We start from the raw sequence: 2,044 nt of genomic DNA, 5'->3' as shown, positions 1-2,044 counted from the left end.
CCACAAACCACTGATCACCCCGCTGCCAATGTTGAGATTCTCGCCGAGCCGTGAGGCCCGGCGCCGCCGGCAACATCGGTATCGATGCCGGTGACCTGCTTGGCGTTGAGATTCTCGCCGAGCCGTGAGGCCCGGCGCCGCGGTTGCAGGCGGTGAGGATGCGCCCACCCGAAAGGTTGAGATTCTCGCCGAGCCGTGAGGCCCGGCGCCGCCCGACGGCACCGTCGCCGGTGAGGTCGTCCGCAAGGTTGAGATTCTCGCCGAGCCGTGAGGCCCGGCGCCGCTCTATCTGATCTGCGGATATGCCGATTCGCTACCGTCAGACAATCCCTCGTCCGCCACCACTCCCAGATTCTGCCAGGTCGCGGGTTCGGAACCTTTCTGGTAGCTCGGTCGCACCCGGGGTTCCCAACCAGACCGCCCGAACCCGAAATCTGTGATTCGGCGTGGCCTGAGTACCGATTCACAACACCGTTTCGATGGTGGAGATGTCCACGCCGATCCCTTGGAGCGTGGCCGAGTTCCACGCGTAAACACCTTTCCACACGCCGAGGTCGCCAGCGATAGGGTCGATCAACGCAGCGACATCCGCCCGTTGGGCGACATCGCGGCGCAGTTGCACAATCCAAGGCTGCAACTCGCGCAACGCTGTGCGGGCACGGTCGGTTCCCAAAGCCAGAATCGACAGCCAGTGACCAACGGTGTCGCTGTGGTGTTCATCGACAATCACGATGGGAACGGTGTCGTCAGCGATCATGCGAAACGCCTTGCTACGGTCGCGGCCTGAACCAGTGTCCTGTCCATCGGTGACCGCCCGGAAATCCAGAGCGGCGCGATGACGTTGAATAACTTGCCCGACAGGGTCTTTTCTGCGGTCGATGCCGGTGTTGTCCAGACCGAGCTTGGTGTAGAGACTGCGGTAGTAGGTAGCCAGCGCGGCTTGGTTGTCGAGCTCGGGACCTTCCGGGCCGAACAGGTCAGCGGTCAGTGCGGCGGGAGTGGCGTTGTCTCGCGGGGCACGCCCATCAACCGGGTCGAACACGACGACCAGTCCCCCGTCAGGGAATTCGCCATTACGATTCGCTCGGCCAGCAGCTTGCTGCACCGAGTCCGCCCCCGCCAGAACCCGCCACACTGTTGGAAACGAAATATCGACTCCGGCTTCGATCAACGTGGTCGACACCACCACCGTCGGCAAACCTGCCTTCACACGCTCGATGATCAGCGCCAACGCCGCTCGGCGATGCGCTGGCGCGAGCCGAGTTGACAGATGCCACACTTCCGCACCGCGCCTGGCCTGCAGCAGTTCGAACAGATCGGCGGCATCGTCGATAGAGTTCACCACCACCAGCACCTGCCCGCACGCGGCGACGTCGTCGGCGACTTGTTCCCAGGTCGGTTTCGGGTCCAGCCGCCACTCGTAGCGCACCCGCCGTGCCCGATCGAACAACCGTTGCGGGGCGTCGATCACTTCCTTGATCACCAACCCCGACCCTGCATCCTTGTCGTTGTTCCATACCGACAGCGCTTCGAACTCGGGCTGGGTAGCCGAAGTCAACAGGACTGTGGTTCCGAAATGCTCTGCCAGGATCCGCAACCCGTCCAAGATCGGCAACAACAACTTCGGTGGCAACGCCTGAACCTCGTCCAGGATCAGCACCGCGTTCGTCAACCGATGCAACTTACGCACCTGGCTCGGTTTACGCCCGAACAGCGACTCGAACAACTGCACCGTCGTCGTCACCACGAACGGCGCATCCCAGTTCTCCGCCGCCAACCGCGACCAACGATCCCCCGCACCCGTCGAGTCGTCGGAGTCGTTCTCGCTGCGGTAGCGGACGCTGGAATGGTGCTCGAGCACGACCGGTTCTTCCTCGGTGTCGAGCAAGTCCCGATACACCGCTGCGTTCTGCTCGGTGATCGTGATGAACGGCACCGCCACTACCACCCGCCGCTTCCCGAACGCCGCAGCATGATTCAACCCCAAACCCGCCAGCGCGAAGGTCTTACCCCAACCCCTCGGTGCCGCCCCCCGAAACCCCCC

General features: G+C 63.5%; 1 protein-coding gene. It reads right to left on the bottom strand.

The features are described from left to right. Positions 1-463: 463 nt before the first annotated feature. A partial coding sequence (locus ACFWPJ_RS31345; protein ID WP_378856910.1) for a CRISPR-associated helicase/endonuclease Cas3 occupies positions 464-2,044 on the bottom strand: 1,581 nt, incomplete at its 5' end.

It is taken from the genome of Nocardia sp. NPDC058497 (assembly GCF_042720195.1).
In the GTDB taxonomy this organism is placed as follows: domain Bacteria; phylum Actinomycetota; class Actinomycetes; order Mycobacteriales; family Mycobacteriaceae; genus Nocardia.
This window is presented reverse-complemented; position numbering and strand designations above follow the sequence as displayed.